The 8,180-nt window shown below is 40.7% G+C and carries 10 protein-coding genes; 9 read left to right on the plus strand and 1 reads right to left on the minus strand.

The window, feature by feature from the left end; all coding sequences use genetic code 11:
* The 4 genes from PPA03S_RS31705 to PPA03S_RS31715 form a co-directional block, all read left to right on the plus strand.
* Window positions 1–925: alpha/beta hydrolase (locus PPA03S_RS31705; RefSeq protein ID WP_062330010.1), on the plus strand; the 925-nt coding region annotated here is incomplete at its 5' end.
* Window positions 926–1,421: 496 nt separating this feature from the next.
* Window positions 1,422–2,336, plus strand: coding sequence for a phosphotransferase (locus tag PPA03S_RS31710; RefSeq protein WP_062330011.1), 915 nt, complete (start codon window positions 1,422–1,424; stop codon window positions 2,334–2,336).
* 249 nt (window positions 2,337–2,585) lie between these two features.
* Window positions 2,586–2,834 carry a hypothetical protein gene (locus PPA03S_RS33145; RefSeq protein ID WP_157284479.1) on the plus strand — a complete coding sequence of 83 codons (249 nt, stop codon included), beginning with the start codon at window positions 2,586–2,588 and terminating at the stop codon, window positions 2,832–2,834.
* A 61-nt stretch (window positions 2,835–2,895) separates the two neighbouring features.
* Window positions 2,896–3,135 carry a hypothetical protein gene (locus PPA03S_RS31715; RefSeq protein WP_062330012.1) on the plus strand — a complete coding sequence of 80 codons (240 nt, stop codon included), beginning with the start codon at window positions 2,896–2,898 and terminating at the stop codon, window positions 3,133–3,135.
* Between the two features lie 539 nt (window positions 3,136–3,674).
* On the opposite strand, the gene PPA03S_RS31720 is transcribed toward PPA03S_RS31715, so the two are convergent.
* Window positions 3,675–4,052, minus strand: a complete 378-nt coding sequence (locus PPA03S_RS31720; RefSeq protein WP_062330013.1) for a hypothetical protein — start codon at window positions 4,050–4,052, stop codon at window positions 3,675–3,677.
* Between the two features lie 501 nt (window positions 4,053–4,553).
* On the opposite strand from PPA03S_RS31720, the gene PPA03S_RS31725 reads away from it, so the two are divergent.
* The 5 genes from PPA03S_RS31725 (at window position 4,554) to PPA03S_RS31745 (ending at window position 7,961) form a co-directional block, all read left to right on the plus strand.
* The gene (locus tag PPA03S_RS31725) at window positions 4,554–5,030 is read left to right on the plus strand and encodes an NUDIX hydrolase (RefSeq protein ID WP_062330014.1); all 477 of its coding nucleotides are present in this window, start codon (window positions 4,554–4,556) and stop codon (window positions 5,028–5,030) included.
* Window positions 5,031–5,047: 17 nt separating this feature from the next.
* Window positions 5,048–5,668: an NUDIX hydrolase gene (locus PPA03S_RS31730; protein WP_326100386.1), complete on the plus strand. Its 621-nt coding sequence runs from the start codon at window positions 5,048–5,050 to the stop codon at window positions 5,666–5,668.
* A gap of 207 nt (window positions 5,669–5,875) precedes the next feature.
* A complete protein-coding gene (locus tag PPA03S_RS31735; RefSeq protein WP_062330015.1) occupies window positions 5,876–6,289 on the plus strand; it encodes a nuclear transport factor 2 family protein in 414 nt (137 codons plus the stop codon).
* Window positions 6,290–6,481: 192 nt separating this feature from the next.
* Complete coding sequence (locus PPA03S_RS31740; protein WP_062330016.1) at window positions 6,482–7,324, plus strand: tyrosine-type recombinase/integrase; 843 nt, start codon at window positions 6,482–6,484, stop codon at window positions 7,322–7,324.
* A 232-nt stretch (window positions 7,325–7,556) separates the two neighbouring features.
* Window positions 7,557–7,961, plus strand: a complete 405-nt coding sequence (locus tag PPA03S_RS31745; RefSeq protein ID WP_053325236.1) for a VOC family protein — start codon at window positions 7,557–7,559, stop codon at window positions 7,959–7,961.
* Window positions 7,962–8,180 lie beyond the last annotated feature (219 nt).

Consider the following 8,180-nt stretch of genomic DNA (forward strand, 5'->3'; position numbering starts at 1 on the left):
GGGGGGGGGGGGAGCGGGTGAGAAGCTATTTGACTCCAATGTTAAGACATGGTCTTACGAAGATGTGGCCTTGTCTGAAAAGGAAGATCAATATCCGGTTTTATTCTATTCTCATGGTGCAGGCGCTTACCCGCAGCAAGGCACGTTGTACTGTCAAGACCTGGCTAGCTCCGGCTATATTGTCGTATCCATTGGCCACGCGGAAAGTGGTATGTATAAACTCAAGGATGGACGAATAGCTAGGATGTCAGAGAGATTCATCGATGATTTAAATAAATATGGACAAGAATTCGCCACGCTAATTACGCCACTTATGCCTCAAATTGTGGCAGAAAAGCTCGAGAAAGAAAAAGCCATTGAGATCTCTCATACATTGACTTCGGCCCCTGCGGCAGTCAATTTTTCAAAATACGTTGTGTTACAAAGTGAGGATGTTAGACATATCGCAGACCATCTATACAAAATGAATAGTGGTGACATGGAATCGATTTTTAAAGGTAGATTGCACCTTAAAATCGGTATGGGGATGTTTAGACATTCGTTTGGAGGAACGACAGCGACCATTGTTACCCGAGACGATGACCGATTTGTCGGCGGTGTAAATCTTGACGGTAATATGTTAGGTGCCCTGGATAGCGATCTTAAGAAACCCTTCATGCAGCTCAGTACTGCACTTGCTTATAATACGAACGCATTTCTTCTTGAAACCAACAGTCAGGAAACATACTTCGTCATTATTGACAATGTGACTCACGGTGACTTTTCCGATGCCTTGTTTGCCTTCACGAATGAGGCTTCCAGAGGAACCCGGGACGCCATGGAACAGCGCAACATTATTACCTCTTATACAAAGGCGTTTTTTGATAAATATATGTTGAAAAAGGAAACAGAAATTGAAGCCTTAGTTTTGACGGTGTTGAAATGATTAAGAAGCCTTAGCATTTATTTGCTGAAAATTGAACAAACAATAAGGTATGAAGAAGATACCTCTCAAGTGGTTGAGACAATAATATCCTGAAGTTGTCAATAGAAGTATTGATTGGGCGGACGAATGGCAATACATTAGATTACTAGAAGTGACACGAGAGGTAGCTCCAGAATTACTAAATGTATTTATTGATCGAGGATTATTCTCAGAAAATGATGGAATTCTTGAAACAGCAGAGTATTTTAGGAGCAAGCAGAACTGAAGCTGGATGCATATAACATATATACCATTAGGCCAACACTTGCATCTCGATCATTTAGATAAGGTTTATAAATCAATTCGCTGAACTAACGGGAAACGTTAGCTCAATAACAACAAGAAAGCAGCTTATCATTGTGATTGGCTGCTTTTACTCAACTAACGGGCAGTTATGCGTAACTTCCAGGGAATGTAAACATCTAAATAACGTAAGGAACGAGGAGGCAGACAATTCATGGGAGGAACGAATGTATGGGATGCGGAGTGGGAGGTTAACGAAGAGCAGGCGCGGACGCTGATCGGCAGACAATTCCCTCAGCTGTCATCGAAGCAAGTGAAGCGATTGGGCTGGGGCTGGGACAATACGGTTTTTCTCATCGGTGACGAGTACGTGTTCCGGTTTCCAAGAAGAACGATTGCAGTTGGCTCGATTCGTATGGAAGGGAAGCTGCTGCCGAAGCTGGAGGCATACATGACTATCCCCTATCCGAAACCGTTGTTTTATGGCGAAGCTAGTGACGAATACCCGGCACCATTTCTTGGCTATACCTACGTGCCAGGAGATTTCCCAATCGGTTTGACGGAAGAACGCCGGGCTTTATCGGCAGAGACGCTGGCGAAATTTTTGCGGAGATTGCATGAGTTTCCGGTGCAGGCGGCGCTGAAGTGCGGAGTTCAGCAAGATCATCGAAACTTGACGGACATAGCATCGCGCAAAGTGAAATTGGAGGGCTTTCTATCGAAGGTGGTTGAACACTTGTCGCCGGAGGAGTCCGGTGTGATCGAAGCGTATATTAGCTGGCTGCAAATGGACCGTGTCGAGGCGGTGAATGCACTGCTACATGGCGATCTTCATTTCAAAAATATGCTTGTGAATGAGAACGGGATCGTTTCCGGCATCATTGATTGGGGCGATCTGAGCGTAGGCCATCCGGCTTGCGATTTGAGCGTTGCTTATAGCTTTTTACCACCTTTCGCTCGCGGCGTGTTTTTCGAAACATACGGAGGAGCGGACGAGGAAACGAAGCTGCTGGCGCGGCTGATCGCGGTATACATCCCCATACTGATCTTAATGCAAGCGGTCGATGACGGGAATGAAGCGATTGCGGCAGAGGCGAAATCCAACATCATGCGGGCACTGTCGGATTAGGCTCATTATTTAGTTGCGGCTATGGGGCTATGGCTATCGGCACCCTTTTTGTCGTTTAAAGGCCGCAATAAGGTACGATCCGCCTTCTCTGATGCCGCTTTATGTTGAGGAACACGAAATTCAACAGAGTAAGTCGTTGCTCTAACGGGACACGATAGCAATAAACCGCCTTTTCAACGGAATATATAACGTAACGTTACGCAATATAATATTCGAAAGTTATACATTTTTTTTATGGAGATGATTTAGATGAGATTTCAAAAAAGTATGATTAGTGTGATTGCTGTTCTATCCATCGCCCTTGCATCTGGATGCGGCCAAAATCCAAGTCAGGAAAAGGTTAGTAATGGATCAGAAAGTACTCAAGAGGTAACTGGTTCAACAAATACATCTAAAGATAAAGTAGGAAGTACCACGACTCTATATAACAAAGAATTTAGTCAAGATACTGTAACAACAATCTTACAACTTTCCAATAATCGAACACGTTATACTTAGTAGACCTAAAGAAGATTTCCCATTTTTTTAGGAATATAACAGGAAAAGGAGTCTTCAATCCATGAAAGGAAAAAAATTAGTATCGCTTTTACTTGCAGGAGTTGTGGCCGGTTCTATTTTAGTGACATCGACTACAACTGCGGAAAGAGTCGTTGCACAAACTCCGATGGAAGCAGCAACTGAGTACTATGATGCTTACATTGCTAGGGATGCAGAGGGAATGATGTTCTATTCAAAAGATATAAACTATTTGGATGAGAAAAGTCGTGAAGAAGGATATGTAACCTACTACTGGGTATGAAATTGTTGGAAGCAAACAGATCAATAGTAATGAAGTTGAGATTTCAGTGATCGAAAAGTATGCAGGACAAAGCTACGAACAGTCACCACCACTCCCTTATAAAGTTTTTAAAAGCGACAATGGGTGGAAGGTTTTAGTAGAATCACTAGAAATCAATACAGCGACAGGTGAAGTCACTAAAGGTACGCCGATTCACCAAAGGAAGTATACGGATAATTAGTTTTGCAACTGAATACATGACCTGTTCTATCCACTGATTTCAACTTGCGGGACTGACAATAGGGATCGTTGAAAAAATGCTGACGATCCTTTTCTTGTATACCTTTTAGGACAGTATCGAACGGAAAAATTATATTAGATTGATGACCTCATTAAGCTAACGGGCAGGTTAGTTTAATGAATTTAACTTTTTAGAGTAACTTTCAGAGCAAATCTGACCAACTTTTAGGTCCTATCCGATATATATTGGTGACCAGGATCTAAGTTGGATAGTTTGGGTATTTGAATGATTACCAGTTGAACTTTTAGAGTCTAGGCTTTTATTGATTTGAGACGTTTAGAATGTATGAGTCAGTCTCGCCATCTGTTCTAGAAATTTCAATTACAATATGATCGTAAATTGTTGTATTTGAGAATTGCCACTTTAATCTCCATCCATCTGTACCATTATCATCTATACCTAATAAGGTTCTAAATCTCCAACCAGAAGTTCCCATCGGAACAAGCCAAAAGCTAACCTTTTCTATTTCATTCCTTGTAATTAATTCGATGTTCAAGGCTCCGGTTTGTGTTGGGAGTTTGATCCACTTGTGATCCATATTGTAATTTGTCTTGATCTCATAATCGCTCGTACGATTTACTAAAAACGTTCCCATAATACTTAAAGTTAATAGAACTATTGAGAATATTTTACTCATGTCTAACACCTCATATTAGGTATGTCCTGATGTTACACTTAATATGTAGGGGCAATTAAATAGAAAGATATATACATTAGCATCGTTAAGCTAACGGGCAGGTTAGTTTCATTTCATTTCATTTCATTTCATTTCATTTTGTTGGGCGTAAATCTGTTTTAATTCATAAATCGGGATAAGATAATAGTGCGGTGAGTAATTTTTATGAAATCGAACAAAAATAGGAAATTCAATCTGAAAAACTTCTCTTTTTTTAAATGGAATTCATCTGTATCATTTGATTAAAATCAGATGGGAGAGTGATGATAGATGAACAGTAGAGAAAAGTGTTCGAACCGATGCTTTTCGCTTTTTTCAAGGAGGGTTCAATGCATGAAGCACGATTCAGAATGAGTCATGAGTTCGATTTCGAGGGCTTTAGAGGCGTTCGAGAATACTTGTAGATGACTAATTTAATTAACACCAACTTTTCATAAATTATCTTAGAAAGGTTAGGAAACTATGATAGGGGTACATTCTGAAGTTCCATTAAGATGTAGAGGTGTAGCAGTAGTATTACTTAAAAACACACCTTGTGGTTACAAAGTCTTGTTATTAGAACGGGCTACTTCTGTATTAAGAGGCATTTGGTGTTATATTGGCGGTGCTATTGAAGAAGGGGAAAAGGCCTGGGAAGCTGCGTTAAGAGAAATCCGTGAAGAAACGAGTATTACAAATGTTACCCTGTTCACTTCAAATAAGATTGATCAATTCTATTCAGCCGAAGAAAATTATATTTATATTGCGCCTGTATTTGTGGGATATATGGATGAGGATCAAAATGTAATTTTAAATCATGAACATAGTAAATACGAATGGTTATCATTTAATGATGCGATCGAAAGAGTTAGGTTGCCAGGAAATGATGAAGTTCTCGAATTTATCAAGAAGCATTTCGCAAGCAATGATCCTTTAGAGTGGTTACGAGTAGGGATGTAATTAAAGGAGGCCTGTCAATGATGGAAAATGAAATGTTGAAGATTTTTGATGATAACCGCAATCAGATTGGTATTGCAACTAGGGAAGAAGTTCATAGGTTAGGGCATTGGCATGAAGCATTCCACTGTTGGTTTGTTAGTAAAGAAGATAAAAGATATATTTATCTCCAACTTCGTAGTTCGATGAAAAAAGATTATCCGAGTCTATATGACATAACTGCAGCTGGACATTTATTGGCTCACGAGACTGTGCTGGATGGAATAAGGGAGATTAAAGAGGAGATTGGCATAGATGTTTCTATTAACGATCTAATATCACTAGGAGTGATCGATTATCACGTGAATAAAACAGGCTTTATTGATAAGGAACTTGCTAACGTTTATTTATATATTGTTGATAACTTTATTAATGAAGTGACCCCTCAAAAAGAAGAAGTATCGGGTATTGTAAGAACTGAATTTGAATCCTTCTGTAAACTGTGGTTAGGGGAATTAGATTATATTAGAATAGAAGGAATCGAAGTGATTGATGAGAATAAAATCTTAATAGACAAAATGATAGGCAAAGATCATTTTGTGCCTCACGAAATATCTTATTATGAAAACATTATAAAATTGATCGATGAGAAATTGAAATGACTACACATGAGCGAAAAGAGAAGGAGCTTATGACAGACGACTCATTATATTCAGCTAACGGGAAACGTTAGTCGAAAATAGAAAGGAGCAGTTTTCCGGTCGGCAGCTGCTCCTTTTTCATTGAGCTAACGGGCAGGATAATGGTGAAATATGTTAATATTGGCGTGTGCAAAGCTTATGCCTATACCGAAAGGAGATTAGTAGACCATGCAAAGTGCCCAACAAGTGCTAACAAGCTATTTTCAAGCACTAGGAAGCAAACAGATTGATAAAGTGATTGAAATGGTTCATGAGGAAGCGAATTTTATTATTCTTAAAAAAGAAACCTCTAAGGAAATTCCTTTATATGGTACATTTCATGGTAAAGAAGGTGTTAGAAAATATTTAAAAATATTAGCAGAAACAGAGCAAATAGAGAGATTTGTCCTAAACAAACTTATTGGTAATCAGGAAGCGGCGTGTGCATGGGGGAATTTCCGCATTAAGGTCAACGTAACTGGGAAAGTGTTCGAGAGTGATTGGGCAATCATTTGTGAAATAGAACAAGAGAAGATAAAGTTTTTTCAAATCTTTGAAGATACGGCTGCTCTAGAAAAAGCTTTTGATCTTAAAAATCGTTGATATCTTAATGAACTAGACAACTTAAAGACAGAGTAATCAGACTCAACAGGACCAATTGGCTGACAAAATATGTCTAACTGGGTCGGAAAGTTCGATACGCTAACGGGAAACGCTAGTTTAATACATTATGCAGATTAAAATCTCTCCTTAGAAGCAAACTAGATTTAATAGCTTCTAAAGGGAGGTTTGTTTATGAAGTTAAGTGAGTTGTGGAGGTTGTATGAAGCTGACAAACGTATTCAAGGATTCAGTCCAAAAACATTAAAAGCATACTCGCTTCAGCACAAAATGTTGATGTCGGAGCTAGGCGACCTGGCTATAACGGAAGTAACGTTAACAATGCTGAAGGAATATTTAGCAAGGCAAGCAGACCGGTTGAAGCCAAGCAGCCTAGGCCATCGTATTCGGTTTGTTCGTTCACTTTTCCGTTACGCTTATGAAGAGACGTATCTGACTACGAATCCATCTTTAAAATTAAGAGAACCTAAACTAGATAAGCGTATTCCTAAGTTCTTAATTGAGGAAGATGTTATACACTTGAAGATCTCATGCCAGTCACTCAGGGAAAAAGCTCTGCTTGAGTTTCTCTACTGTTCCGGCTGCCGGGTTGGTGAGGTGGAGAAGGTCAACATCGAGGATCTGAACTGGGAGAACTGCTCAGCGATCGTTAATGGCAAGGGATCAAAGCAGAGAGAAGTTTACTTCACGACAGAGTGCAAAGTATGGCTAAAGAAGTATCTGGCCAGCCGTGAGGACGCCTGTAAAGCCTTATTTGTAACCGATACCCATCCAACAAAACGAATGGCCATACCTACGATTAGATGGGCATTAAAACGACTGGCAGATCGGGGAGAAATTGAAGCGAATGTCTACCCACATCGATTTCGGCATACCTATGCGTGCCAACTACTTGATAACGGTGCCCCTCTGGATTTCATCCAAGGTATGCTCGGTCATGAGAAGGCATCGACCACTCAAATCTACGCACAGCTACTCGGCGAGCGCCGGAGAGAACTTTATAAACGATTTTTTTAGTGCTTATTGGCGGCGGATACCATCTTTAATCCGCCGCTGTTCAACTAAAGGGCAGAATATATAAAGGGTATCAACTTTAGCAGAGAGAATACCCGAATATGTTAAAATGCTACTGACATAACGTTGTCAGTAGCGTTAGTTTATTATCGATTAGGTAAACATAATGGGGTGGATAGCTTGTTCTTGCCCTGATAAGATACTGTATCATTTATTATAGGAAGGATGGTATTTTATGAATTTTGCTTCTGTACGTATCATTACCGACGATGTGGATCGTCTTGTTGAGTTCTATGAGAGAGTCATGGGTGTTTCAGCGGAACGTCCCGCGGCAGCCTTTGCCGAACTCGTTGTGCCATCGTGCACCCTGGCGATCGGTCACTCCCATACTGTGCCGCTGTTCGGCATTGGTTCCGCAGTGGCGGCCGACAATCGCACTGTCATACTCGAGTTCCTCGTCCATGATGTCGATGCCGAATACGAGCGCTTGAAGCCGTTTGTCGACGAGTGGGTAAAGGAACCGACCACGATGCCGTGGGGGAACCGTGCTGTGTTGTTCCGTGATCCCGACGGCAACCTCATTAACCTCTTCAAGCCGGTGACCGAGGAAGCGATCAAAAGGTTCAGTGGTAGGGGGTGACTCATGGGGAAACAGTTTTGCCTCTCCTTATAGCCTCACTCACTGTGAAATTGAGACTGGCCCTTGTAGCGCGGTACCTAGAAAGGTTATCTGTTTAGAAGGGAGGAGGTTCCTTTGATTCACTAAACTAACGGGAAACGTTAGCTCAATAAAACAAAAAAAGCAGCCGATCATTGTGATTGGTTGCTTTATTCAACTAACGGATAGGATACTTTCAAG

The organism is Paenibacillus pabuli NBRC 13638 (assembly GCF_001514495.1).
Lineage (GTDB): Bacteria > Bacillota > Bacilli > Paenibacillales > Paenibacillaceae > Paenibacillus > Paenibacillus pabuli.